General features: G+C 70.0%; 23 protein-coding genes. 12 read left to right on the forward strand and 11 right to left on the reverse strand.

All coding sequences use genetic code 11. The features are described 5' to 3' along the window. Positions 1-72: 72 nt before the first annotated feature. Both H7965_RS03080 and H7965_RS03085 read right to left on the reverse strand, forming a co-directional pair. On the reverse strand, positions 73-876 hold the full coding sequence (locus H7965_RS03080; protein WP_186769053.1) for an undecaprenyl-diphosphate phosphatase: 804 nt from the start codon (positions 874-876) through the stop codon (positions 73-75). 296 nt (positions 877-1,172) lie between these two features. Next, a complete protein-coding gene (locus H7965_RS03085) occupies positions 1,173-2,261 on the reverse strand; it encodes a TRAP transporter substrate-binding protein (RefSeq protein WP_186769054.1) in 1,089 nt (362 codons plus the stop codon). A gap of 87 nt (positions 2,262-2,348) precedes the next feature. Between H7965_RS03085 and H7965_RS03090 the strand changes: the two genes are divergently transcribed. Then, complete coding sequence (locus tag H7965_RS03090) at positions 2,349-2,987, forward strand: DUF1275 family protein (RefSeq protein WP_186769055.1); 639 nt, start codon at positions 2,349-2,351, stop codon at positions 2,985-2,987. 73 nt (positions 2,988-3,060) lie between these two features. After that, positions 3,061-4,143 carry a TRAP transporter substrate-binding protein gene (locus tag H7965_RS03095; RefSeq protein ID WP_186769056.1) on the forward strand — a complete coding sequence of 361 codons (1,083 nt, stop codon included), beginning with the start codon at positions 3,061-3,063 and terminating at the stop codon, positions 4,141-4,143. 460 nt (positions 4,144-4,603) lie between these two features. Here the strand turns inward: H7965_RS03095 and H7965_RS03100 are convergent, their stop codons facing one another. Together H7965_RS03100 and ahcY are read right to left on the reverse strand one after the other, a co-directional pair. Further along, entirely contained in the window at positions 4,604-5,398 is a 795-nt protein-coding gene (locus H7965_RS03100) for an enoyl-CoA hydratase/isomerase family protein (RefSeq protein ID WP_186769057.1), read from the reverse strand. A 92-nt stretch (positions 5,399-5,490) separates the two neighbouring features. Then, positions 5,491-6,894, reverse strand: a complete 1,404-nt coding sequence (ahcY, locus tag H7965_RS03105; protein WP_186769058.1) for an adenosylhomocysteinase — start codon at positions 6,892-6,894, stop codon at positions 5,491-5,493. A gap of 215 nt (positions 6,895-7,109) precedes the next feature. Here ahcY and H7965_RS03110 point away from each other — a divergent pair, with 215 nt between their 5' ends. The 4 genes from H7965_RS03110 (at position 7,110) to H7965_RS03125 (ending at position 10,346) form a co-directional block, all read left to right on the forward strand. Next, a complete protein-coding gene (locus H7965_RS03110) occupies positions 7,110-8,315 on the forward strand; it encodes a PQQ-dependent sugar dehydrogenase (RefSeq protein WP_186769059.1) in 1,206 nt (401 codons plus the stop codon). Between the two features lie 2 nt (positions 8,316-8,317). Beyond that, positions 8,318-8,911, forward strand: a complete 594-nt coding sequence (locus H7965_RS03115) for a c-type cytochrome (protein WP_186769060.1) — start codon at positions 8,318-8,320, stop codon at positions 8,909-8,911. An 89-nt stretch (positions 8,912-9,000) separates the two neighbouring features. Continuing rightward, positions 9,001-9,723: a ribonuclease PH gene (gene rph, locus H7965_RS03120; protein ID WP_186769061.1), complete on the forward strand. Its 723-nt coding sequence runs from the start codon at positions 9,001-9,003 to the stop codon at positions 9,721-9,723. Beyond that, on the forward strand, positions 9,723-10,346 hold the full coding sequence (locus H7965_RS03125; protein WP_186769062.1) for a non-canonical purine NTP pyrophosphatase: 624 nt from the start codon (positions 9,723-9,725) through the stop codon (positions 10,344-10,346). Before rph ends, H7965_RS03125 begins: the two co-directional genes overlap by 1 nt. A 26-nt stretch (positions 10,347-10,372) precedes the next feature. On the opposite strand, the gene H7965_RS03130 is transcribed toward H7965_RS03125, so the two are convergent. After that, complete coding sequence (locus tag H7965_RS03130; RefSeq protein WP_186769063.1) at positions 10,373-11,149, reverse strand: LOG family protein; 777 nt, start codon at positions 11,147-11,149, stop codon at positions 10,373-10,375. Between the two features lie 150 nt (positions 11,150-11,299). On the opposite strand from H7965_RS03130, the gene H7965_RS03135 reads away from it, so the two are divergent. The 3 genes from H7965_RS03135 to H7965_RS03145 all read left to right on the forward strand — a co-directional run bounded on the left by H7965_RS03135 (position 11,300) and on the right by H7965_RS03145 (position 13,664). Beyond that, a complete protein-coding gene (locus H7965_RS03135; protein ID WP_229682409.1) occupies positions 11,300-11,875 on the forward strand; it encodes a TIGR00645 family protein in 576 nt (191 codons plus the stop codon). 115 nt (positions 11,876-11,990) lie between these two features. Beyond that, positions 11,991-12,701 carry a ribonuclease activity regulator RraA gene (locus H7965_RS03140; protein ID WP_186769065.1) on the forward strand — a complete coding sequence of 237 codons (711 nt, stop codon included), beginning with the start codon at positions 11,991-11,993 and terminating at the stop codon, positions 12,699-12,701. 534 nt (positions 12,702-13,235) lie between these two features. Then, positions 13,236-13,664, forward strand: coding sequence for a GFA family protein (locus H7965_RS03145; RefSeq protein WP_186769066.1), 429 nt, complete (start codon positions 13,236-13,238; stop codon positions 13,662-13,664). 13 nt (positions 13,665-13,677) lie between these two features. Here H7965_RS03145 and H7965_RS03150 read toward each other — a convergent pair whose 3' ends face one another. Beyond that, positions 13,678-14,673: a Bug family tripartite tricarboxylate transporter substrate binding protein gene (locus H7965_RS03150; RefSeq protein WP_186769067.1), complete on the reverse strand. Its 996-nt coding sequence runs from the start codon at positions 14,671-14,673 to the stop codon at positions 13,678-13,680. 229 nt (positions 14,674-14,902) lie between these two features. On the opposite strand from H7965_RS03150, the gene H7965_RS03155 reads away from it, so the two are divergent. Next, entirely contained in the window at positions 14,903-15,856 is a 954-nt protein-coding gene (locus H7965_RS03155; protein WP_186769068.1) for a tripartite tricarboxylate transporter substrate binding protein, read from the forward strand. A 108-nt stretch (positions 15,857-15,964) separates the two neighbouring features. On the opposite strand, the gene H7965_RS03160 is transcribed toward H7965_RS03155, so the two are convergent. From H7965_RS03160 to H7965_RS03180, 5 genes are all read right to left on the reverse strand, one after another. Continuing rightward, positions 15,965-16,582, reverse strand: a complete 618-nt coding sequence (locus tag H7965_RS03160; RefSeq protein ID WP_186769069.1) for a DUF4412 domain-containing protein — start codon at positions 16,580-16,582, stop codon at positions 15,965-15,967. A gap of 50 nt (positions 16,583-16,632) precedes the next feature. Further along, complete coding sequence (locus tag H7965_RS03165) at positions 16,633-19,134, reverse strand: FtsK/SpoIIIE family DNA translocase (protein ID WP_186769070.1); 2,502 nt, start codon at positions 19,132-19,134, stop codon at positions 16,633-16,635. Positions 19,135-19,293: 159 nt separating this feature from the next. Beyond that, the gene (locus tag H7965_RS03170) at positions 19,294-20,103 is read right to left on the reverse strand and encodes a TorF family putative porin (RefSeq protein WP_186769071.1); all 810 of its coding nucleotides are present in this window, start codon (positions 20,101-20,103) and stop codon (positions 19,294-19,296) included. A 108-nt stretch (positions 20,104-20,211) separates the two neighbouring features. Further along, entirely contained in the window at positions 20,212-21,558 is a 1,347-nt protein-coding gene (locus H7965_RS03175) for an ammonium transporter (protein ID WP_186769072.1), read from the reverse strand. 55 nt (positions 21,559-21,613) lie between these two features. Next, positions 21,614-21,952, reverse strand: a complete 339-nt coding sequence (locus H7965_RS03180; protein ID WP_186769073.1) for a P-II family nitrogen regulator — start codon at positions 21,950-21,952, stop codon at positions 21,614-21,616. Positions 21,953-22,133: 181 nt separating this feature from the next. Here H7965_RS03180 and H7965_RS03185 point away from each other — a divergent pair, with 181 nt between their 5' ends. Further along, complete coding sequence (locus H7965_RS03185) at positions 22,134-23,405, forward strand: UbiH/UbiF/VisC/COQ6 family ubiquinone biosynthesis hydroxylase (RefSeq protein ID WP_186769074.1); 1,272 nt, start codon at positions 22,134-22,136, stop codon at positions 23,403-23,405. A 202-nt stretch (positions 23,406-23,607) separates the two neighbouring features. Beyond that, a complete protein-coding gene (locus H7965_RS03190; RefSeq protein WP_186769075.1) occupies positions 23,608-25,314 on the forward strand; it encodes a ShlB/FhaC/HecB family hemolysin secretion/activation protein in 1,707 nt (568 codons plus the stop codon). The last annotated feature ends 61 nt before the right edge of the window (positions 25,315-25,375 follow it).

Here is a 25,375-nt window from a genome sequence, read left to right on the forward strand (position 1 = left end):
GCATTATCGCGCGGCGCGGCGGTCCGCCGGGTTACATCGCAATGACAGGCCGATGCGGCTCGGCGCGCCCGGTCAGCGCAGCAGCAGGAAGGCCAGCATCAGCGTGCCGAGGCCGATGCGGTACCAGCCGAAGGGGGTGAAGCCGATGCGGCCGATGACCGCCAGCACCCAGCGCACCGTCAGCAGCGCCACCACGAAGGCGGCGACGAAGCCGACGCCGATCTGCCCCAGCCCATCGACGGAGATTTCATTCCGTACCTTCAGCAGGCTGTAGGCGCTGGCCGCCAGCATGGTCGGGATCGCCAGGACAAAGCTGAATTCCGCCGCCGTCCGCCGGTCCACGCCGAGCAGCAGGGCGGTGATGATGGTGGCGCCGGAGCGCGAGGTGCCGGGGATCATCGCCAGCGCCTGGCCGAAGCCGACGATCAGCGCCGCCAGCGGGCCGATCTCCGGCACCGAATGGATGGCGGGCGCGCGCCGCAGGCGCTCGATCAGGATGATGGCGACGCCGCCGAGGATCAGCGCGACGGAGACGACCCAGGGGTTGAACAGCGCCTCGGTGATCGTCCGGTGCAGGGTCAGGCCGATCAGCATGGCCGGCAGGAAGGCCAGCATCAGGTTGATCACGTAGTAGCGCGGCCGGCCCGGCCGCCACATCCCGGCCAGCAGGCCGACCAGCGTGTCGCGGAAATACCAGATCACGGCAAGGATGGCGCCGAGCTGGATGGAGATCTCGAACACCTTCCCCGGCGGGCCTTCGAACCCGATCAACTCGCCGAGCAGGATCAGATGGCCGGTCGAGGAGATCGGCAGGAATTCGGTCAGCCCTTCCAGCACCCCCATGGCGAGGGCGGAAAGCAGATCGGCGAAGGACATGCAGGGACGCGCTCCGATGCGGCGCGGCCGGCTATACTGCCGACTGCGCCGCCCGGGTAGGCGCTACCGCCCGGCTGCGCGGCTCTGTGTTGCGTCAGGCGAATTGGCTTGCCGGGATGCGCGGCATGCGTCCTGGCAGATGGTCGAGGAACCCGCTGCCGGGATGGGCGCCTCCGCAGACCCTCATGCATGGGCTTGATCCATGCATCCGACTGCACCGCAAAAGCAACAAGTTGAATGGCCGGATCAAGCCCGGCCATGACGGGAGGGGGTGCGCTCCCCCTCCGAGATCCGCTCTACCGCTGCTGCGCCGCCGCCGGGAAGGCGAAATTGTCGAAGCTGCTCTCGGCGACGCGGAACCACTGGTATTCCTCGTCCCGATAGGCGCGGTAGGCGGTCCAGATCTTCTTGAAGCGCTCGTTCCTGCCGGCCATCTCCTCGTACAGCCCATGCGCCTCGCGCCAGGATGCCTGCAGGATCTCGCGCGGCCAGAAGCGGAGCTGGGCCCCGGCGGCGACCAGCCGGCGCAGCGCCTGCGGGTTCAGATGGTCGTAGCGCGCCAGCATGTCGCTATTGGCCTCGCTCGCGGCCACTTCCAGCGCCGTCTTGTAGGCGGTGGGCAGCTTGTCGAACTCCGCCTGGTTGATCAGCAGGTGCAGGTGCGCGCCGGCCTCCCAGAAGCCCGGGGCGTAGTAGTTGCGGGCGACGCGGACGAAGCCGAGCTTCTCGTCGTCATGCGGGCCGACGAATTCGACGGCGTCCAGCGTGCCCCGCTCCAGCGCCGGGTAGATGTCGCTGGCGGCGATCTGGGTCGGCACCGCGCCGAGCTTGCGGAAGATCTCGCCGGCCAGCCCGGCGACGCGGAACTTCAGCCCCTTCAGATCGTCGAGGCTCTTCACCTCGTTGCGGAACCAGCCGCCCATCTGGGCGCCGGTGTCGCCGGCGGGAAAGCCGAGGATGCCGTAGTCCCTGAACAGCTCCGCCGCCAGCTCGTTGCCGCCGCCATACTGCAGCCAGGCCAAGTTCTGCCGGGCGTTCAGCCCGAAGGGCAGGGCGGTGAAGAAGGCGAAGGAAGGGTCCTTGCCGGTATAGTAGTAAACTGGGGTATGGCCGCCCTCAATGGTGCCGTTCTGCACCGCATCCAGCACGGCAAGGCCGGGAACGATCTCGCCGGCGGCGAAGAAGCGGATCTGGAAGCGGTTGTCGGTGAGCTGGGCGACCCGCTGGGTGATCTTCTCGCCGGTGCCGTACAGCACGTCGAGGTTGCGGGGAAAGGCGGAAGCGATGCGCCAGCGGATTTCCGGGTTGCTCTGCGCCACGGCGGGCGCGGCAAGCGCAACAGGCGCGGCGGCGACCGCGGCGCCGAACAGCAGGCGACGGTTCATGACTGGCTCCTCAGACGGCTGCGCGCATCTAGTACCGTTGCAGTGGCATGAAAAGTCCCACGCCGACGCGGGCCGGGAGAGGTGAGGATGGCCGCTGCTGCGGCGGCATGGCGCCCTTGGCTGGCGGTGCCGCTGGTGGCGATCGCCGGCTATGTCGATGGCATCGGCTGGCTCCGGCTGCAGGAGCTGTTCGTCAGCTTCATGAGCGGCACCAGCACGATGCTTGGCCTTGCCCTGATTGGTGGACCGGCCGGGCGGGCGGCGGCCCTGGCGCTGGTGGTCGGGCTTTTCACCGCCGGGGCGGTGGCCGGGGCGGTGCTGGGTCGGCTGGCGGGGCGATGGCGGGCGGCGGTGCTGGGGCTGGTGGCGGTGCTATTGGGTCTGGCCTGGAAACTGCCCTGGCTGGGGCCGCGGCTGCCGCCCGCGGCCTATGCGCTGGTTCCGGCGATGGGGGCGCTGAACCTGGCGCTGCCGGGGGTGGGCGGCATCACCTTCGTCACCGGCGCGCTGACCCGCTTTGCCGAGGCGCTGGTCGCAGCGCTGGCCGGCGCCGGCCCGCATGCCGCCTGGCTGCGCCAGTTCGCCGCCTGGGCAGCGCTGGTCGGTGGTGCCGCGCTCGGCGCTGCCATGGAGGCGCGGCTCGGCCAGCAGGCGCTGGGGTTGCCGGCCCTGGCGGCGGCGCTGGCCGCGATCGCCTCCGCGCTGGGGCGGTGGCGGTTGCACTGAATTCCGTTGCAGTGCCTGGGGGCTTTTCCGCAGGCTTGGCCCGGCGCCGGCAACAGGCGCTGGGAGGATATAGATGAACCGACGGAACCTCGTCGCCGGCGGGGCGCTCGGCGCGACTGCGCTGGCGACGCCGCATCTCGCCAGCGCCCAGACACGCATCCGCTGGCGCTGCCCGAACAGCTTCCCGAAATCGATCGAGACGCTCTACAGCGCCGCCGAGATCGTCGCCCGCCGGGTGCGGGAGATGTCGGACGGCTCCTTCGAGATCACCGTCTCCGGCCCCGGCGAGGTGGTGCCGGCGTTGCAGATCCTGGATGCGGTCACCCAGGGCTCGGTCGAATGCGGCTTCACCCCGGGCCTGTTCTACTTTGGCAAGGACCCGACCCTGGCGCTGTCCACCACCCTGCCGATGGGCATGGCGAGCCGCGCCATGTTCGCCTGGCTGCACTACGGCGGCGGCCGCGACCAACTGCGCGACGTGTTCCGTGACCAGAACGTCCACGCCATCCCCGCCGCCTGCACCGGGGCCCAGATGGGTGGCTGGTTCCGCAAGGAGATCCGCAGCGCCGAGGATCTGAAAGGGCTGAAATTCCGCATTGCCGGGCTGGGCGGTTCGGTGATGCAAAAGCTCGGCACCGTGCCGCAGCAGATCGCGCCTTCCGACATCTACCCGGCGCTGGAGCGTGGGGTGATTGACGCCGCCGAATACATCGGCCCCTTCGATGATGAGAAGCTCGGCTTCGCCCGGGTCGCCCGGTACTACTACTACCCAGGCTTCCAGGAGGTGGCGCCCTCCACCGATCTCATGGTCAACCTGCGTGCCTGGGAGGCACTGCCGAAGACCTACCAAGCGATGCTGGAGACCGCCTGCATCGAGGCTTGGCACGCCACGGCGGCGAAATACGACGTGCTGAACCCGCCGGCGCTGCGCCGCCTGATCGCCGCCGGCACCCAGCTCCGCCCCTATCCACGGGAGGTGCTGCAGGCGCTCTATCGCGCCGCGCAGGAACTCTATGTCGAGCTCGGCGAGCAGAATGCGCGCTTCAAGAGGGTCCATGAGCATTGGGAGAAATTCCGCGTCGAGCAGAGCCAGTGGTTCCGCATCGCCGAGGACTCCATGGTGAATTTCCTCGCGGTTGCTTCCGCGCCGCGTTGAGTAAAGCGCGATCGGCACAGCTGGCCGCTGCAGTTCGGAAGCGCGGCCGGCAGGGTCCTCCGCAAGCGTCAGACGGCGCATCAGGGGAGATACATGCATGGACCGCCGCCGCTGCTGCGGCTGCTGGCCGCGGGCACGCGGTGAGGCCCCCATTTGCGGGAGATCCTGACCGACGCCTACAAGACGATGCAGGCGCTCCGTGCCGAGCTTTCCGATCAGAACCCACGCTTCAGGCGGGTGTGGGATCACTGGACAAGCACCGGCTGGAGCAGACCCAGCGCTTCTGCGTGGCCGAGGATTCGATGCCGGGTTTCGTCACGGTGGCGACGGCGCAGCGCTGAGGCGGCCCGGGGGCTTTCCCTGGAAGGCCGAGCCGGCCGACTGGCGTGCTCTATCGCCGGCCTGCGCAGCGCAGGCCGGGATGGCATGACGTGGCCGGCTCCGGGCGGACCGCCCGGCGCTACCGTCCCTGGAAATTCCCCAGCCGGCGTTCCGCGGTGGCCTTGATGCCCTCGCGGAAGTCCTCGGTCTTGCGCAGCCAGTCCTGCTCCACCAGCTCGCGCTCCGTCGCCTGCTCGATCGCATCGGCGAGGCCGCGGCGCATCGTCTCCCGCGTCGCCTGCACGCCGAGCGGGGAGGATTGGGCAATCTCGACCGCGAGCGCGGTTGCCGCCGCGCGCAGTGCCTCGGCCGGCACCAGCAGATCCGCGAGACCGATGCGCACCGCTTCCTCGCCGCCGATCCGCCGCCCGGTGTAGAACAACAGCGCCGCCTGCTGCTGGCCGACCAGGCGTGGCAGGGTGCAGGTCAGGCCGAAGCCGGGGTGGAAGCCGAGCCGGGTGAAATTGGCGCTGAAGCGCGCCTCGGCGCAGGTGACGCGGAAATCCGCGACGCAGGCGAGGCCGAGTCCGCCGCCGATGGCCGGGCCCTGCACCGCGGCGACGATGGGCTTCTTCGTGCGGAACAGCCGCACCGCTTCCTTGTAGAGGTGCCGCACCGGCCCGCCCACGGGGACGCTGCCTTCTTCCGTGCCATCCTCGCGGCGATTGGCGAAATTGGCGCCGGCGCAGAACGCCTTGCCCTGGGCGGCGAGCACCACGGCGCGTACTGCCGGGTCGGCATCGGCGGCGTCGAAGGCGGTGGCGATTTCCCGGATCAGCACCGTGTCGAAGAAGTTATTCGGCGGCCGCTGGATCTCGATGATGGTGACGGCGTCGGCGGTGGTGACGCCGATACTGGTATAGCTGGCAGCCATGGCTGTGCCCCTCGGAGTTCTTGATTCGAGCGGCGGCAGCATGGCGGCAAACGCCGCGGTGGGCGAGGGGGGCGCCTGGCCCCCCTGCCTGATCAGTAGCGGTACTGTTCCGCCTTGAAGGGGCCTTCCTCGGCGACGCCGATGTAGGTGGCCTGGGCCTCAGTCAGCTTGGTCAGCTTCGCGCCGACCTTCGCCAGGTGCAGCGCCGCCACCTTCTCGTCCAGATGCTTCGGCAGCACATAGACCTTCTTCTCGTACTTGCCGGGGTTCGCCCACAGTTCGATCTGCGCCAGCGTCTGGTTGGTGAAGCTGGCGGACATCACGAAGCTCGGGTGGCCGGTGGCGTTGCCGAGGTTCACGAGACGTCCCTCGGACAGCAGGATGATGCGCTTGCCGTCGGGGAACTCCACCTCGTCCACCTGCGGCTTCACATTGTGCCACTTGTAGTTCTTCAGCGCGGCGACCTGGATCTCGCTGTCGAAGTGGCCGATGTTGCAGACGATGGCGCGGTGCTTCATCGCCCGGATGTGGTCGATGGTGATGACGTCCACATTGCCCGTGGCGGTGACGAAGATGTCGGCGCGCGGCGCGGCATCCTCCATCGTCACCACCTCATAGCCTTCCATCGCCGCCTGCAGCGCGCAGATCGGGTCGACCTCGCTGACCATGACGCGGCAGCCGGCGTTGCGCAGGCTGGCGGCGCTGCCCTTGCCGACATCGCCGAAGCCCGCGACCATGGCGATCTTGCCCGCCATCATCACATCGGTGCCGCGGCGGATGCCGTCCACCAGCGATTCGCGGCAGCCGTAGAGGTTGTCGAATTTCGACTTGGTGACGCTGTCGTTCACGTTGATGGCGGGGAACAGCAGCTTGCCTTCCTTCGCCATGATGTAGAGCCGGTGCACGCCCGTCGTCGTCTCCTCGGAGACGCCCTGGATCGCCTTCGCCAGCTTCGCGAACCAGCCCGGCTTCTGCTTCAGGCAGGTCTTGATGAGGGCGAAGAAGACCTCCTCCTCCTCATTCGTCGGATTGTCGAGGAAGCCGGTGTCGCCCTGCTCGGCGCGCAGCCCGTAATGGACCAGCAGCGTCATGTCGCCGCCATCGTCTAGGATCATGTTCGGCTCGCCGCCGTCGCCCCATTCCAGGGTCTTCTTCACGTAGTCCCAGTATTCCGGCAGCGTCTCGCCCTTCACCGCGAAGACCGGCGTGCCGGCGGCGGCGATGGCGGCGGCGGCGTGGTCCTGGGTCGAGAAGATGTTGCAGGAGGACCAGCGGACATCGGCGCCGAGGGCCTTCAGCGTCTCGATCAGCACCGCGGTCTGGATGGTCATGTGCAGGCAGCCGGCGATCCGGGCGCCCTTCAGCGGCTGGGACGGGCCGTATTCCCGGCGCACCGCCATCAGGCCGGGCATCTCGTCCTCGGCCATGGCGATCTCCTTGCGGCCCCAATCGGCCAGGGAGAGATCCTTAACCAGGTATTCGGCGGCAACGGCCATGATCGCTCTGTCCTTCGTCTCGTGGCGGCGCCGTAGCACGCCCCGGGTTCGGTGGCCAGAGGATATCCACGAGACATAAGGATGTCTTTATATCTCTGGCGTGGCCGTGACGAGAGTGGAATATCTGACTGTTGCCGTCGGACTTGCCCCCGGCTCCGCCAGCCTCCTACCATCCTTGCAGAACCGGCGCGCAGCCGCCGGCTGGGAGGAGAGCCATGCACCGACGCCTGTTGGCCCTCGGCTTCGCCGCGACCCTTGCCCTACCCGTCCTCGCCCAGCAGGCCCCGGTGCCCGCCTGGCAGCAGAGCCGCTCGGGCAGCACGAATGCCTCGCCGCTGGCGCCTCACCCGCCGAAGCTGACCGCGACGGCGGCCGAGCAGGTGCCGGTCGCGGCGCTCCGCGTGCCCGCCGGCTTCAAGGTGGAACTGTGGGCCAGCGGCGCCCCCGGCGCGCGGATGATGACGGAAAGCCCGAACGGGACGGTCTTCGTCGGTACCCGCACCATCGGCCGGGTCTATGCCATCTCCGAGGAGGGCGGCCAGCGCCGGGTGCGCACCATCGCCTCCCGGCTGACGGACCCCAACGGCGTCGCGCTGCGGGACGGCAACCTCTACGTCATCGCCATCAACCGCGTGCTGCGGTTCGACGGCATCGAGGGCAGGCTGGACGCCCCCGGCACGCCGACCGACCTGACCGCCGCCTTCGGCCTGCCGACCGAGACGCACCACGGCTGGAAATTCGCCGCCTTCGGGCCGGATGGCCGCCTGTATATGAACATCGGCGTGCCCTGCAACATCTGCGAGTTCAACCGCGACACCCATGCGCTGATCGTCTCCTTCAACCCGGACGACTCCGGCCGGCGAATTGAGGCAAAGGGCATCCGTAACAGCGTCGGCTTCGACTGGCATCCGACGACGCGGGAGCTCTGGGCCACCAACAACGGCCGCGACTGGGCCGGCAACGACACGCCGGACGACACGCTGCACCGCATCCGCCAAAGCGGCGCCGACCAGGGTTTCCCCTATTGCGCCGCCAACTGGCGCGACCCGGCGATCAGCCGCGGCCCGGCGAGCTGTTCGGAGTTCTCAGCGCCGGCGGCGTTGCTCGGGCCGCATACCGCAGCGCTCGGCATGCGCTTCTACACCGGCACCGCCTTCCCCGAGGCGTATCGCAACCAGATCTTCATCGCCCGCCGTGGCTCCTGGAACCGGGAGCAACTCTCGGGCTACGACGTGGTGGTGGCCAGGCTGGACGCGAACGGCACGGTCACCGGTGTCGAGCCCTTCATGACCGGGCTGCGGGACGAGGCCAAGAATCGCTTCCTCGGCCGTCCGGTGGACGTGCTGGTCCGCGGTGATGGATCGCTGCTGGTCAGCGACGAGCAGAACGGCGCCATCTACCGCATCACCCACGGAAATTGAGGATGGCGCACCGGCTGCCGGCGGCGGCGGCGCTGCTCGCCGCCGTCGCCCTGGCCTCGGCCGGAGCCGCGGCGGGGGATGCCGGACGCGGCGCGGCGCTGGCGGAGGCGCGCGGCTGCGGCGGCTGCCACGGCCCGCAGGGGGTCTCCGCCATGGAGAACATCCCCTCGCTTGCCGGGCATCCGGATGAGTTCATCGCCCTTCAGCTCATCCTGTTCCGCGAGGGGCTGCGCGACGTGCCGCCGATGACCCAGCTCGCCCAAGGGCTGACCGACCAGGAGGTGGAGGATCTGGCCGCCTTCTACGCTGGGCTGCCCGCTGGCCATGTGGAGCGCCCGCCGCGCGACCCGGCCCGCTACCAGGCCGGGGCGGTGCTGGCCGAACGGCTGCGCTGCGGCGCCTGCCATCTGGCCGATTTCCGCGGCCGGGCGCAGATGCCGCGGCTGACCGGGCAGCGGGAGGACTACCTGGCCCATGCCCTGGCCGAGTACCGCGACGGCACGCGGCGCGGGACCGACACCAACATGAATGCGGTGATGTTCGGCGTGACGGATGCCGAGATCGCCGCGCTGGCGCATTTCATGGCGCAGCAGTAGCCGGCGGATCGGCAGCGCCTTCCCCCGGCAGGGGCTGGGGGCAGCACCCCACTCTCGCTCCGCCCCCTCTGCCGTGATACCCCGGCCCGATGAACCGCCCTTCCGGCCGCGCGCCCGATCTGCTGCGCACCGTCTCCCTCGAACCCGGCGTCTCCCGCCATGCTGAGGGGTCCTGCCTCATCCGCATGGGTGATACCGAGGTGCTCTGCACCGCCAGCGTGGAGGGCCGCGTGCCGCCCTTCCTGCGCGGCCAGGGCCAGGGCTGGGTCACCGCCGAATACGGCATGCTGCCCCGCGCCACCCACACCCGCGGTGACCGCGAGGCGGCGCGCGGCAAGCAATCCGGCCGGACCCAGGAGATCCAGCGGCTGATCGGCCGCAGCCTGCGCGCCGTGACTGACCTGAAGGCGATGGGCGAGATGACCATCACCCTCGATTGCGACGTGCTCTCGGCCGATGGCGGCACCCGCTGCGCCAGCATCACCGGCGCCTGGGTGGCGCTGCACCTGGCCTTCCGCCACTGCATGAAGATGAACGTCATGGCCAGCATGCCGCTGCGCGACCATGTGGCGGCGGTGTCCTGCGGCATCTGGCAGGGCGTGCCGGTGCTCGACCTCGACTATGCCGAGGACAGCAAGGCGCAGACCGATGCGAATTTCGTCATGACCGGAAACGGCGGCCTCGTGGAGGTGCAGGGCACCGCTGAGGGCGAGCCCTTCTCCGAGGCCGAGCTGCTGGCACTGCTGAAGTTGGCGCGCCACGGCACGGCGGAGCTGTTACGCCGCCAGCGCACGGCCTGCGGGCTGGGCTGATGCCGTCGTCTGCCTCACCCCGGCGGCTGGCCCCTGGCCGGCTGGTGCTGGCCAGCCACAATCAGGGCAAGCTCCGGGAGGTGGCGGCGCTGGTCACGCCCTACGGCATGGAGATCGTCTCGGTTGCCGCCCTCGGCCTGCCGGAGCCGGCGGAGACCGAGAACAGTTTCCTCGGCAACGCCCGGATCAAGGCGCTGGCCGCGTCCCGCGGCACCGGCCTGCCGGCGCTGGCCGACGACAGCGGTTTCTCGGTCGCGGCACTCGGCGGCGACCCGGGGGTGCGCACCGCCGATTGGGCGGAGCTGCCGGGTGGCGGCCGCGACTACGTCATGGCGATGGCGAAGGTTGCCGCCCTGGCTGCGCCGCATGCGGACCGCACCGCCTGGTTCACCTGCGCCCTGGTCCTTGCCTGGCCGGACGGCCACACCGAGGGGTTCGAGGGCAAGGTGCACGGGACCTGGGTGCATCCGCCGCGCGGAACGCGGGGCTTCGGCTACGACCCGATGTTCGTGCCGGAAGGTGCCACCGAGACCTTCGGCGAGATGGATCCGGTGGCCAAGCACGCCATCAGCCATCGCGCCCGGGCCTTCGCCCTGCTGGCCGCGGCCTGCCTGCCGGGATAGGCCCGCCCCCGGCAGACGGGCCCGGCTCAGGACCGGACGGCTTCAGCCGCCGGGGTATGTGCCTTCAGCCCGTGCGAGGTCAGCCAGTCCCAGCCTTCCTCCGGCTCGTCCACCAGGCCGAACAGCGAAAGGTCCGCCGCATCCACCATGCCATGGCGGACCAGCGCCTCGAAATTCACCACCTCGCGCCAGTAGTCGCGGCCGAACAGCACCACCGCGACCGGCGGGGCCTTCCGGGTTTGCAGCAGGGTCAGGATCTCGAACAACTCGTCCAGCGTACCGAAGCCGCCGGGGAAGACGGCCAGCGCATTGGCGCGCATCGCCAGGTGCATCTTGCGCATGGCGAAGTAGTGGAAGCGGAAGGTCAGCGCGGGGGTCGAATAGGCATTCGGCCCCTGTTCCCTCGGCAGGGAGATGTTGAAGCCGATGGAGGGCGCGCCGGCATCGGCAGCGCCGCGGTTAGCCGCCTCCATGATGCCCGGCCCGCCGCCGGTGGCGATGACGTTGTCGCGCAGCTTGCCCTGCGGCGCCAGCGCTCCGCCGCGCTCCGAGACGATGCGGGCGAACTGCCGCGCCGTGGCGTACCAGCGGGCGAGCGGGTCGGCCGCCGCCTGCTCCGGCGCCGGGATGCGGGCGCTGCCGAACACCACCACGGTGGAGCGGACGCCCCAGTCGCGCAGCGCCAGCTCCGCCTTCGAGTATTCCAGGGCGAAGCGCAGCGGCCGCATCTCGTCGCGCAGGAGGAACTCGGTATCCTTGAACGGAAGCCTGTAGCTTGGAGAATTGCGTTGCGCGTCATTCATGAACGGGGAGCCTACTGATGGAGTGAGGACTTTTGGACCGCTTTCCAAGCCATGAATTGAACTGAACTTAACGATATCTGTCGCCGCGAAAGAGGTTCGCCGCCAACGCGAATTCGACTTGGTGCAGCTGCAATCTCGAGGATGTCACGCGTGCACGCGACCGACAGCAAGGTCCATCCCGGCGCGGCGCTGCCGCCGACTCCCGCCACAGAACGTACCCTGGCCCGGCTTATCTTCGCCAGCCGCTGGCTGCAGGCGCCGCTCTATGTCGGGCTCATCATCGCCCAGGGCGTTTATGTCGTGCTCTTCGCCAAGGAGCTGTGGCATCTGGTGATGTCGCTGACCCATGCGGCGGATGAGAGTCGCATCATACTGACGGTGCTGGCGCTGATCGACGTGGTGATGATCTCCAACCTGCTGATCATGGTGATCGTCGGCGGCTACGAGACCTTCGTCGCCAAGCTGGGGCTGGAAAGCCATTCGGACCGGCCGGACTGGCTGAGCCACACCAAAGAGAACACGATGAAGATCAAGCTCTCGCTGGCGCTGATCGGCATCTCCTCGATCAGCCTGCTGAAGTCCTTCATCGACGCGGCGAACCAGTCCCAGGAAACGCTGATGTGGCAATCGATCATCCACGTCATCTTTCTTGTCTCCTCCATCGCCATCGCCTTCACCGTCTGGTTGTCGAACAAGGCGACGCAGGTCGGCCACGAAAAGCACTGAAGGCGGCGCGCCGGCGTAGGCCCGGCGGCGTCCGGCACTTCCCCGCTCACTCCCTCGGACGCCTCGACACCGGTGCCGCCCAGCCGGCACACTGCGCGCCACAGGGGAGAGCGCCATGAACCAGGACACCCGCCAGAAGCTGCTCGCGGTCAGCACCGCGACCTTGACCACCGTGCTGTTCAAGCGAGGCTTCCGGAACTGCTTCCTGCAAGGGCCGCGGCTGATCAACCCGGCCGCGCCGCGCATGGTCGGCCCGGCCTTCACCCTGCGCTACATCCCGGCGCGGGAGGATCTGGACACGCTGGACGCCTTCCTCGACCCTGCCCATCCGCAGCGGAAGGGGGTGGAGGAATGCCCGCCCGGCTGCGTCTTCGTCGTCGACAGCCGTGGCGACCCGAAGGCCGCCAGCGCCGGCGGCATCCTGCTGACCCGGCTGATGGCCCGCGGTGTCGCCGGCGCGGTCACCGACGGCGGCTTCCGTGACACGCCGGACTTGGCGGTGATGCCCTGGCCGACCTATCACGCGGCGCCGAGCGCCCCGACCAATCTCATCCGCCATCATGCCGTGGACACCAACCTGCCGATCGGCTGCGGCGAGGTGCCGGTCTACCCCGGCGACATCATGGTGGGTGATGGCGAGGGGGTGGTCTGTATCCCTGCCCACCTGGCCGATGCGGTGGCGGCCGAGGGTTTCGAGCAGACGGTGGTCGAGGATTTCGTGCAGGAACGGGTGGCGGCGGGCCACAGCATCCGCGGCCTCTACCCGATGACCGACCCGGTGAACCGGGAACTGCTGGCAGCCTGGCGCAAGGAGCGGGGGCGGTAGGGCGAACGCTGCTCGGGATACCATTACCGGGCAGCGAAATTCGCTTTGCGGGTGCGAGTCTGGCGCGCAGGCCGATATCCATCCCGTCTGCACCGCGCGCCTCTCCCCGATTTGCCGCCGCGCCCTCCGGAACAGGGCCGATAACCCGTTCCGGCTGGTTGATCCCGGGCACGACCGGCCCCTGATGCGGCTTGCCGGTCAATCGGGTCGGCCTGGGCGACGATCCCATCGGTGTTTTGATCAGGGGGCTGGTGGCCTCGGTCTCGGCGCGGGTTCCGGCATCGGCCAGGCCGCCGCCGTCGCCACGCCCATCCTCGACGCGCTACCCATCCCGGTCTCGGGCGAGAAGGCGAGAATGCTGCAGGTGCGGGACTTGGCCGCCGCGGTAGCGGTTGCGCGTTCACTGGCCGCCGAACCGCGCGCGGCGGCGGAGCAGGGGCCCTGCCGCCGCAGCCCGGCCCGATGCGAATTCTCTTGTATCCGCCTGAATGGTATACAAATATCGGGCCCAGAACGAGATTGGGAGGGAGGGCAATGGCCGGTTCTTATCCTGGAAGCTGCTTCTGCGGGGCCGTTGAGATCCGCGTCACCGGCACGCCGGAAGTCATGGGCTACTGCCATTGCCGCTCCTGCCGTTCCTGGTCCGGCGGCCCGGTGAACGCCTTCAGCCTCTGGCAGCCGGAGGCGGTCGAGGTGGTGAAGGGCGCCGAGCACCTCGCCACCTACCACAAGACGCCGATGACCGGGCGGCAGTATTGCCGGCTCTGCGGCGGCCACCTGATGGCGGTGCATCCGTCGCTGAAGATGGTCGATGTCTTCGCCGCCACCCTGCCGACGTTCCCCTTCGTGCCGGCGGTGCATGTGAACTACGCCGAGACCGTGCTGCCGATGCGCGACGGGCTGCCGAAGCTGAAGGATTTCCCGGCCGAGGCCGGCGGCTCCGGCGAGACGGTCCCGGAGTAGCCGGACCGGCCGCCTACTCCGCCCGGATGTTGTTGGCCCGCACCACCTCGCCCCAGCGGGCGTGGTCGGTGCGCATGATCTGCGCCAGCTGTTCCGGTGTGCCCCCGCCCGGCTCGTCGCCGCGGCTGGTGATGCGCTCGCGGATGGTGGCGTCCTGGCTGGCCGTGTTCACTGCGGCATTGGCGCGGGTTACGATCGCCTCCGGCAGGCCCCTCGGGCCGAACAGCCCGATCCAGGCCTGCACCTCGAAATCCGGCAGCCCCTGCTCCTTGCCCACGGGAATGTCGGCGAAGGCCGGGATTCGCTCAGCGCTGGTCGCCAATATGCCGCGCAACTGGCCGGCCTGGAGGAAGGGGGCGACCACGCTGGCGCCATCGAACATCGCGCTGAACCGGTTGGCGATGAAATCCTGCATCGCCGGGCCGCTGCCGCGATACGGCACATGTGTCATCTCCGGCAGGCCGGCACGGGCGCGGAACAGCTCCATCGCCACATGCGAGAGGCTGCCGGCGCTGGCCGAGCCGTAATCCACCCCCTGCTGCTGGGTCTTCGCCCAGGTGACGAACTCCCCCACGGTCCTCGCCGGCACCGAGGGATGCACGCAGAGGATCAGCCCGCTGGTCAGCATCATCCCGATCGGCGTCAGGTCGAGCGGGTTGAAGCTCATGCTCGGCATGGTGTGCGGGTTGATGACCAGCGGATTGGCGTTGCCGACCAGCAGCGTGTAGCCGTCCGGCCGTGCCCGCAGCACCTGCTCGGTCCCGAGGTTGCCGCCGGCGCCGCCCCGGTTGTCGATGACCACGGCCTGGCCGAGTGCTGCCTGCAGGCCGGGTTGCAGGATGCGCGCGGCGAAGTCGGTCTGGCCGCCGGGCGGAAAGCCGACGACCAGGGTAACCGGCCGCGCCGGCCAGGCCGGCTGGGCGAGCGCCGGCGCCGCGAGCCCGGCGGCGCCGAGGGCAAGCGCGGCACGGCGCGGAAGCGGCCGCTGGCCAAGGTGGTCGCTGGTCATCGCTGACGTTCCTTCCGCCGCGGCCGAAGGGGCCGCGGCTGGGGCGGAAGCCGGCAGACCCGAAGAGGTTTCGCCGGATCGCCGCGCCAGGCGCCAATACCTCGCGAGAGCGGCGGCCCACCGGCCACCGCGGCGCCTTCGCCACCAGCGTCAATCCATTCCGCAGGGTTTGCGCGGCGTTGCGGCACTGGCGCAGACTGGCCGCAAGAAAACACCCGGAGGAGTCGCCATGCCCATCGCCCGCCGCACCGCCCTGGCCCTGCATGCGCTGCTGCTCGCCTCCGGCGCCCGCGCCCAGGCCTTCCCGAACCGGCCGGTGCGGCTGATCGTCCCCTATACCCCCGGGGGCGTCTCCGACATCACCGCCCGGCTGATGGCCGAGCCGCTGGCCGCCGCCTGGGGCCAAGCGGTGCCGGTGGAGAACCGCGCCGGCGCCGATGGGGTGATCGGCACCGAGGCGCTGGCCCGCAGCGCGCCGGACGGCCACACGCTGGCGCTGGTCTCGGTCGGGCATCCGGTGAACGCCGCCTACTACAAGTTGCCCTACGACACGATGCGCGACTTCAGCTTCGTCACCCAGACCACCTCCACCCCGCTGGTGCTCTGCGCCGCGAAGGGCTTCGGGCCGAACACCCCGGCGGAGCTGGTGGCGCATGCGAAGAAGAACCCCGGCGTCACCTTCGCCGGAACCGGCGGCGTGGTGCGGCTGGCGCCGGTGCTGTTCGGCCAGCTCACTGGGGCCGAGCTGACCTATGTGCCCTATCGCGGCAGCACCGCGGCGCATCCCGACCTGATGGCCGGCCGCGTCGACATCATGTTCGACACCGTGCCAGCCGCCCTGTCGCACATCCAGTCAGGCGCGCTGAAGGCGCTGGCGACGACGGGGGCGAAGCGGGCGCCGCAGCTGCCCGATGTGCCGACCATCGGCGAGGCCTTCCTGCCGGGCTTCGAGGCCTCGACCTGGGGCATGGTGATCGCCCCAGCCGGCCTTCCCGCGCCGGTGCTGGCGAAGCTGAACGCCGATTGCATCGCCGCGCTCCGGCGGCCGGATGTGATCGGCCGCCATCGCGCCCTCGGCGCCGAGATCGTCACCTCCACGCCGGAGGCGATGCGTGAATTCTGCCAGGCGGAGCTGACCAAATGGGGCGAGGCGGCGAGAAAGGCGGGCATCGTGCCGCAATAAAGCGGATCGCGGAGGGGGATACGCCTGGCAGCGTGAAGCCGCTCTGGCAGATTGGGAGCAAGGCTCCCTCCCACTGATCGTGCGCGTGTTCCTGGCTTGATGCCTGCGCTACCGCGCCGGCCGCCCACCCGGCATGGCGCCGCCGGGCACGCCACCCGGCATCTGCATCGCCTGATAGCCCTGCGGCAGGCGGAAGCGCGCGGCATCCTGCGGGCCGTAGGTGACCTGGGTCGCCTCGATCGAGCCGCTGTGGCCTTCATAGCTGCCCTGGCTGCGCAGCATCACCCCGTCGGCGGTGATGCAGGCCTCGCCGCGGTTGCCGCCGTCCTCGTAGCGCCAGTTGGTGCAGGGGACGCCAGCGATGGTGGCGGTGGAGCCGCGCGAGAAGCGCGCCGTCTCCGGCGGCCGGGTGGGAATGAGCGGACCGCCGCTGCTGCTCCGCATCGGCATTTCCATGACCATGCGCTGGGCTTCCAGGACCATGGACATCTTCTGCGCCGCCTCATCCATCAGCGACCAGCCCACGCCGCCGGGCATGTCGACACGTAGCTTCTGCTCGGCGACCAGCCACGACATCCGCATCTCATGCGTGCCGCCGGCGCCCTGGCCGCTGGTCATGCGGTAGGTGACGCTGACGTCGCGGGTCGGCTTGAACAGCGGCTTCTCCTGCGCCGCGGCGGGCAGGGCCAGCGCGGTGAGCAGCACGGCGGCGGTGACAATTCGCATGCGGCGAAACTCCTTGCGGGGCGTGATTGGGCCGGCCCGCCGCCCTGGCGTCAATCCTCGTCGTCCGAGGTTCGCCGCGTCAGCACCTCTCGCTTGCCGACATGGTTGGCCGGGCCGACCACGCCTTCCTTCTCCATCTGCTCGATCAGCTTGGCGGCGCGGTTGTAGCCGATGTTGAGATGGCGCTGGATGAAGCTGGTGCTGGCCTTGCCCTCGCGGGAGACCAGCGCCACCGCCTGGTCGAACAGCCCCTTCTCGCCATCCGAGGCGGCGGCGATGCCGGAGAGGGAGAGGCCCTCGCCGCCGCCATCCAGCTCCTCCTGCGCCTCGGTCACTTCCTCGATGTAGGCGGGCTCGCCCTGCTCGCGCAGGAACTCCACCACCTTCTCCACCTCGGCGTCGGAGACGAAGGGGCCGTGCACGCGGGCGACGCGGCCGCCGCCGGCCATGTGCAGCATGTCGCCCTGGCCGAGCAGCTGCTCGGCGCCCATCTCGCCGAGGATGGTGCGGCTGTCGATCTTGCTGGTCACCTGGAAGCTGATGCGGGTCGGGAAGTTGGCCTTGATGGTGCCGGTGATGACATCGACCGAAGGCCGTTGCGTCGCCATGATCACATGGATGCCGGCGGCGCGGGCCATCTGCGCCAGCCGCTGCACCGCCGCCTCGATCTCCTTGCCGGCGACGATCATCAGATCCGCCATCTCGTCGATGACGACGACAATCATCGGCAGCGGGGAGAGGGCGAGCGGCTGCTCCTCGAACACCGGCTTGCCGGTTTCCGGGTCGAAGCCGGTCTGCACCTTGCGGGTCAGCACCTCGCCGCGAGCGCGGGCCTCGGTCACCTTCTCGTTGTAGCCGCCGATATTGCGCACGCCGAGCTGCGACATGGAGCGGTAGCGCTTCTCCATCTCGCGCACCGTCCATTTCAGCGCGCCGATCGCCTTGGGCGGCTCGGTCACCACCGGCGCCAGCAGATGCGGGATGCGGTCGTAGACCGACAGCTCCAGCATCTTCGGGTCGATCATGATGAAGCGGCACTCCTCCGGGCTGAAGCGCCAGAGCAGCGACAGGATCATGGTGTTGATGGCGACCGACTTGCCCGAGCCGGTGGTGCCGGCGATCAGCAGGTGCGGCATGCGCGCCAGGTCGGCGATGACGGGGTTGCCGCCGATGTCCTTGCCGAGCGCCAGCGGCAGCCGGGCCGGATGCCGCATCCAATCCTCGGAGCCCATCATCTCGCTGAAGTAGACCGTCTCCCGCTTGGCGTTCGGCAGCTCGATGCCGATGACGTTGCGGCCGGGGACGGTGGCGATGCGCACCGCGGTGACATGCATGTTGCGGGCGATGTCGTCGGCCAGGCCGATGACCCGGGCGGATTTGGTGCCCGGCGCCGGCTCCAGCTCATACAACGTGACCACCGGCCCTGGGTTGATGGCGGCGATGCGGCCGCGCACCCCGTAATCCTCCAGCACCTGTTCCAGCAGCCGGGCGTTGTTCTGCAGCGCCTCCTCGCTCGGCCGGCCGACGCGCTTGGTCGGTGGCTCCGCCAGCAGGGTGATGGGCGGCAGCCGCCAGGGGCTGTCGGCGAGGTCGAGGGTCTGCTGCTGCGCCGCGGCGCTGCGCTTGGGCGGGATGGGCGGGACGACCTTCGGCGGCTTGGCCGCGGCACGCGGCTCGGTGCTGGCCGGCGGGGCGCCGGGGACCGGGGCAATGCGTGGTTCCGTCCTTCGCCGCGGCACCACGGCGGCGGATCCCTCGGCCGCGGCATCGGCGGCGCGCAGCACGGCGGCCAGATCGGCGCCCGGTGCCGCCCGCTGGCGGCGCCGCCACAGGGCGGGGAAGCGGATGCGGCCGAACAGCCAGCCGAAGGCTCCGGCCGCGCGGCGCGCCCCGGCACCCCCGACCCGCGCCGCGCCGACTGCGCCGCGCCGCGCCGCGCGGCCGAGGCCGAGCCATTCGCCGGGCGAGAGGCCAAGCGCGGCGACAGTCAGCAGCAGCGCCACGGCGACGAGCAGCCCGTTGCCGATCAGCCGGCCGAAGGGGCCGAGCACCGCCTCCGCCATCTCCAGCACCGCGCCGCCGACGATCCCGCCGGCCACGCCGCCCGGGCCAAGCCCGGCCTGCGTGCCGGGCGGCGCCGGCAGCGGCGACAGGGTCAGCGTCGCGGCGATCGCCGGCAGCGCCGCCAGCAGCGCCGCCAGCCGGGCCGGGAACAGGCCGAGGCCGCGATGCGTCGCCAGCCGCCAGGCCCAGGCCAGCAGCGCCACCCCCGGCAGCGCCGCGGCCCAGCCGAAGCCCTGCACCAGCACGTCGGAGACCACCGCCCCGGTCGGACCGGCAAGGTTCATGGGCGCCCGCGTGGTGGCGGTGGAGAGCGACGGGTCGGCCGGGTCGTGGCTGGCCAGGGCGATCAGCAGTGCCAACCCGCCGAGGCCCGCGACCAGGCCCAGCAACTCGAACAGCCGGCGCCGGATGGCGGCGCGGACGGCGGGGGAGGCGAAGCGGCGGACGCCGGAAAGCGGGACAGGGCGATCGGTGGCGGAGCGGGGCATGCGGCTCGGTCGGCTTGAGGTTTCGCCGCAGATATACACCGGAACCGATTGGCGGCGCGGCAAATTGCGCATGGTTGGGTGGGGAGCCAAACCCGCCCGGACGCAAGAAGGGCGCCGGCCCTGCGGCCAGCGTCCCCCGAGGCGCCATTCAGCTTTGGATCAGAAGACCTTGCTGACCGAGAACAGCACCCGGCCGGCGCAGATGCGCTGGCCGCCATCGGCCCGGTCGGTGACCGGGACGCATTCGCCCTTGTCAATGTTCGTGCCGTACCAGGCGAGCGTCGCGGTCACGCCGGCGACGATCTCCCGCGACAGGCCGATCGAGTACCAGAGGTAGTCCGGCGTGCCGAAGCGCGGGTTGCGCTCGATCCATTGGTAGCCGATGCGGCCGGAGGCGGTGAACTCGAAGGGCAGGCTCACGTCGGCGCCGCCCTCGGCATAGTAGCCGCTGCCCGACCGGCCGAAGAAGTTCGGCGAGTAGTTGAAGGCGGCCAGCAGCTTCACGGGCTCGAAGGTGTAGGACGCCTTCAGGGCGACCTCATGATACTCGTTCAGCTGGGTGCCGTCCGGCTTGCTCTGGCCCGGATAGAAATAGCCGATGTAGCCGAGGTCAAGGCTCACCCCGCCCAGATCGAAGCGGTAGCCCGCCATCGCGTCCACTTCCATCCGGGTGTCGTTGAACGGCGCGGCAAGGAAGGTGGCGTTGCTGACGAAGGTGCCGATGTAGAAGCCGCTGTCGTGCTGGAGATCGACCGCGGCCTGGCCGGCCCAGGTGTTGCGGGTCTGGCTGATGCCGCGGAACAGGTAGTCGCTGGCGACGGTGGGGGTGACGATGAGGGTAAGGCCGAGGCTCTCGATATTGGTCTGCGCGCTGGCGGGCAGGGCCGGCAGGACGAAGGCGGCGGCGGCGAACACGGCGGTCCGGAGGCCGGCGACGGCGCGCGACAGGCGCCCTGGTTGAAAGGACATGGCAGCGGATTCTCCAGGTCTGACGGTTGCGTCGGATTTCAACGAAAGCGGAACGTCTGGTGGCGTGGAAAAGGGGAGGCCACCCTGGCGACCTCCCCCCGGTTGGGCTCAGGCCAGGCGTTCGCCGTGCTGGGTGACGTCGAGACCCTCGCGCTCCTCCTCCTCCGCGACGCGGAGGCCGACGAGCACGTCGGTGATCTTCAGCAGGATGAAGGTACCGATGGCGGTGAAGACGATGACCGCGACGGTGGCGTAGACCTGGATCAGGAACTGGTCGAAGGAGCCACTGATGCCTTCCGGTGCCGCGGTGGTGGCCGAGAGCGGGCCGAAGGCGAAGACGCCGACGAGCAGCGAGCCGACGATGCCGCAGACGCCATGGACGCCGAAGGCATCGAGGCTGTCGTCATAGCCGCACAGGTGCTTCAGCGCGGTGGCGCCCCAGAAGCCTGCGAGGCCCGCGACCACGCCGATGATCAGCGCCGGCACCGGCAGCACGAAGCCGGAGGCCGGGGTGATGGCGACGAGGCCGGCGACCGCGCCGGAGATGGCGCCGAGGACGGAGGGCTTGCCCTTGGTTGCCCACTCGGCGAACAGCCAGCCGAGCGCGGCGGCGGCGGCGGCGATCTGCGTCACCAGCATCGCCATGCCGGCGCGGGCGCCCGCACCGGCCGCGGAGCCGGCGTTGAAGCCGAACCAGCCGACCCAGAGCAGGCTGGCGCCGATCACGGCGAGCGCCAGGTTGAAGGGCGACATGTTGTCGGCGCCGTAGCCGAGGCGCTTGCCGAGGACGATGGCGGCGACGAGGCCGGCGATGCCCGCGTTGATGTGCACCACCGTGCCGCCGGCGAAGTCGAGCGCGCCGAGGGCGAAGATCCAGCCGTTCGGGTGCCACACCCAGTGCGCCACCGGGCTGTAGACCAGCAGCGACCAGAGCACGGTGAAGACCACCATGGCGCTGAACTTCATCCGGTCGGCGAAGGCGCCGGTGATCAGGGCCGGGGTGATGATGGCGAAGGTCATCTGGAAGGTCAGGAAGACCGTCTCGGGGATGGTGAAGGCTACGGCGCCGTCACCGCTGCCGAGGACGAAGGGCTTGTCCCAGCTCTCGCCGAGGCCCGCGAGGAACATGCGGGAGAGGTCGCCGATGTAGGCATTGCCCTCGCCGAAGGCCAGGCTGTAGCCGGCGACCATCCAGACCACCGAGACGATGGCGGTGATCGAGAAGCTCTGCATCATGGTGGCGAGCACGTTCTTCTTGCGCACCATGCCGGCATAGAACAGCGCCAGGCCGGGCACCGTCATCAGCAGCACCAGGGCAGTCGAGGTCAGCATCCAGGCGGTGTCGCCGGTGTCGATCTGCGGGCCGTCCTGCGCCATGGCGGGCGCCACGGCGAACAGCATGGCTGGCAGCGCAGCGGCCATGGTGGCCAGGCCGCGGGCGGGCTTCCTTATCATCACTATCCCCTGTGTCGTTCTTGCATTCGGTTCAGTCGCGCCGGGCCACCGCGCTCTACAGCGCCGCCGAATCGGTCTCGCCGGTGCGGATGCGCAGCGCGCGCTCCACGTCCAGCACGAAGATCTTGCCGTCGCCGATCTTGTCGGTGCGGGCTGCCTTGGCGACGGCCTCGATCACCGAATCCACCAGCTCGTCCGGCACCACGACCTCGATCTTGATCTTGGGCAGGAAGCTCACCTGGTACTCGGCACCACGGTAGATTTCCGTCTGCCCCTTCTGGCGCCCGAAGCCCTTCACCTCGGTCACCGTCAGCCCCTGCACGCCGAGCGGGGTAAGCGCTTCGCGCACCTCGTCCAGCTTGAAGGGCTTGATGAATGCCATCACCAGCTTCATCTGCCCGTGTCCTCCATATGTCCGGCTCCAGACCTGCCTTCAAATCTCGTGCCACGCGCATCCCCGGCTTCCGGGCCGGAATTCGGCCGCGCGTGCGGCAAATTGCCTGCGAAATGTGCATGTATGGGCAGGAGTCGGGCGGCGGCTGGACTGTCACTCACAAGGATGGGAGGAGGCGGCGATGAGCGAGCCCCCTGAACTGGCCGTCTGCATTCTCGGCGCCGGCCCGGTGGGGGCGACCCTCGCCGCCACCCTGGCCGCCGCCGGCCTGCCCACCGCGGTGGTGGACAGCGCCCCGCTGCCGCCGATGGAACTGCAGGATTTCGACGGCCGCGCCTATGCCATTGCGCTGACCTCGAAGCGGCTGCTGGAGGCCTCGGGCATCTGGGACCGGCTGCCCGCCGAGCCTTGCCCGATCACCGCCATCCGCGTCGCCGACGGCCGCCCGGGCGAGCCGGCCTCCCGCCTCTCGCTGCATTTCAGGGCCGACGAGGTGGGGCCGGAGCCCTTCGGCTACATGGTGGAGGCGCGCAGCCTGCGGGTCGCGCTGAACGCCCGGCTGCCGGCGATGGAAAACCTGCAGGTCTTCGCCCCCGCCACCGCGACGGTGGAGCGGCAGGCGGAGGGGGCGACGGTCCGCCTCTCCACCGGGCAGGTGCTCCGCGCCCGACTGGTGGTGGCGGCGGAAGGCCGCAACAGCCCGCTGCGGCGCCAGGCCGGCATCCGGGTGGCGGTGCTCGACTACCACCAGATCGGCATGGTGGGCGCCTTCGCCCATGAACGGCCGCACGGGAATGTCGCGCTGGAGCAATTCCTGCCCAATGGCCCCTTCGCGCAGCTTCCCCTCGCCGGGCCGGGCGGCTTCGGCAGCGCCGCCTGGCCGCATGCCTCGGCCTTCGTCTGGGCCGACCGCACCGTCATCGCCCGGCGGATGCTGGCGCTGGACGACGCCGCCTTCGGGCGGGAGCTGGCGCGCCGCCTGGGCGACCACCTGGGCGCGATCCGGCCGATCGGCCGGCGCTGGTCCTACCCGCTCTCGGCGCTGCAGGTGGAGCGCTGGACCGATACGCGGCTGGCGCTGATCGGCGACGCGGCGCATGGCGTGCATCCGATCGCCGGGCAGGGACTCAACCTCGGATTCCGCGACGTGGCAGCGCTGGCGGAGGAGATGACGGCTGCCTGGAATGCCGGCGCCGATCCAGGGGCGCCGACGGTGCTGGCGCGCTACCAGGCGCGGCGGCGGCCGGACACATTGCTGATGCTGACCGGCATGCATGCGCTGGAACGGCTGTTCGGCAATGATTTTGCGCCGGTGCGGATCGCCCGGCGGCTCGGCATCGCCGCGGTGGACCGCATCCCGGCGCTGAAGCGCGGCTTCGCCCGGCAGGCGATGGGGCTAGGGCCGGGGGTGACCGGGCTGCTGGCAGGCCAGGGACTGCCCGGGATGCGGTAGGACGCGCCTCCGCAGGCCCCGATGTTCCCGGGCCTGTGCTTTTCCAGGCAGCCACAGGCAGAATCCGCAGGGCAGGATATCGACCTCAGATTGACGTTTCGCATGTAGATAGTTAACGCTGACGTCAAGGAAACGAGGTTGTTACTAGATGTGGTGGACCCGCCTGGGCTTGGTGGTTTGCTGCGCTTGGCCGGTTGCCACGTTGGCGCAGCCGGCGCCTGTCAGGCCATCTTCTGAAATCATTCCACCACAGCGCAATCCGGTCGATCTCGCCGCCCCGCCCGCGGCGCCGCGCCTCGCCCCGCGGATCGAGGGGCCGGAGCCGGTCCGCCAGACCGGGCCGGGCGCTGCCGCCCAGATCCATATCGGTCAGGTGCGCGTCACCGGCAATGACGCGGTGCCGGCGCCGCAACTCGCCGGCGCCCTCGCCGGGCTGGCCGATGCCACTGTGCCGCTGGCGCGGATCGAGGAGGCGCGGCTCGGCATCCTCCGGGTCTACCGCGACAGCGGCTACCCCTTCGCCGCGGTCAATGCCGGCGTCACGCGGCGGCCCGGCACCGACCTCGCCGACCTGAATTTCGTGGTCACCGAAGGCTTCATCGCGGAGGTGAAGCTGGAAGGCGACCCGGACAACATCGGCCCCGCCGGCACCCAGGTGCTGCGCTTCCTCAACCGGCTGATCGGCCAGCGTCCGGTCACCGGCGCCGCGATCGAGCGGGCGCTGCTGCTGGCTTCCGACGTCCCCGGCATGACCGTGCGCGGCACGCTGCGGCCGCTGCAGAGCGAGCCCGGGGCGCTGCAGCTGGTGGCGCAGGTCGAGCGCAAGGCGGTCTCGGGCTACGTCAACGTCGACAACCGCGGCTACCAGCTAGTCGGTCCGTGGCAGGGGCTGTTCGTCGCCGGCGTCAACTCGCTCACCAGCTTCGGCGAGCGGACCGAGCTCTCCCTGTTCGGCGCTCCCAACAGCACCCAGTGGTTCACCCAGGGCTCGATCGAGAGCTTCATCGGCGGCTCCGGCCTCAGGGTGCGGCTCTATGCCGGCACCGGGCAGACCCGGCCGTCCGGCTCGCTGCGGGCCATCGGCTACTATGGCGAGACCCAGGTCGGCGGCATCTCGCTCAGCTACCCGATCATCCGCAGCCGGCCGCTGAACCTCTATGCCGTCGGCGCCTTCGACATCTTCGACAGCGAGGTGGAGACCGGCACCAGCGGCCGCAGCCGTGCCAGCCGCGACGCCATCCGCACCTTCCGCGCCGGCTTCGACGGCCAGCTGCTGGAAGCCTGGCTGCCGGTGCTTCCGGCCGCCACCACCTATGGCAGCATCCGGCTGCACCAGGGCGTCACCGGCCTTGGCGCGACGCGCAACGGCTACCCCCTGTCGGGCCGCAGCGGCGCCGAGGATTTCGGTTTTCAGAAGATCTCCGGCGAGATCCAGCGCAACCAGCCGCTGTTCGCGCCCTACGACGGCGCGATGATCAGCGTGCAGGCGCTGTTCGCCGGGCAATGGAGCAACGACATCCTGCCGCAGGCGGAGAAATTCTATCTCGGCGGCAACCGCCTCGGCCGCGGCTACTACGCCGGGCAGGTGACCGGCGACAGCGCCTGGGGCCTGGCGGTGGAGCTGCAGTTCGACACCAGCTTCGAGCTGCCCTTCCAGCCCGCCCTCGGCAGCAACCGCTTCGCCCCGCAGCTCTACGTCTTCCGCGACATCGCCCGCGCCGTGCAGAACCGCCCCGACGACGCCAACCAGCGGCTCTCCTCCTGGGGCGGGGGCGTGCGGCTGCTGATCAGCGACGCGGTGCAATTCGACCTGGAAGGCGTCCGCCGCGAGGTGCGGCGGCCGGACGGGCTCGCCGCCGACCCGCTGAAGGAGGCGTCGCTCATCTTCCGCATGCTGGTCCGCTTCTGACCGGCCGGTGCGTGGCGTTCAGGATTTTCCGCCCGGGCTGACACCGGGCAACGAGGGGTAG

Origin of the sequence: Siccirubricoccus deserti, from assembly GCF_014283215.1 — a bacterium.
Classification (GTDB): Bacteria; Pseudomonadota; Alphaproteobacteria; order Acetobacterales; family Acetobacteraceae; genus Siccirubricoccus; species Siccirubricoccus deserti.